Source organism: Ensifer sp. GW823-FHT05D09, from assembly GCF_058795755.1.
Map to the genome: position 1 here is coordinate 1 of NZ_JBXAIA010000059.1, position 309 is coordinate 309.

Here is a 309-nt window from a genome sequence, read left to right on the forward strand (position 1 = left end):
TGGTGGAACTGACGCTGCAGGCCTCGATGCGTCAGGAAGTGGCGAACTTGCTGGGAGTTCGGCCGGAGATGATGTCGACCTCGACGACCAGCACGGAGCCGGTGGCCTTGGTGGTCGGAACGGGGATGACGGCGGCGGCGATGGCGGCCGCGATGGCGTCGATGGAACGGCTCATGAAGGCGACGCCGCCGCCGAGCCGGGAACCGATCGAGGTAACGGAAGCGCAGTACCAGGCGCTGATGGAACTGCCGCTAGCGGAGACGCCGGCGGAGCTGATGGATCTGGCCTGCACGTTCGGGGCGGCGGTGA

1 protein-coding gene is annotated in these 309 nt (G+C 67.6%); it reads left to right on the plus strand.

The genetic code is table 11. The annotated features are described in order from the left end of the window. Positions 1-309 (plus strand): hypothetical protein (locus AC1Q80_RS30915; RefSeq protein ID WP_492362954.1); only part of this gene is annotated, 309 nt, incomplete at both ends.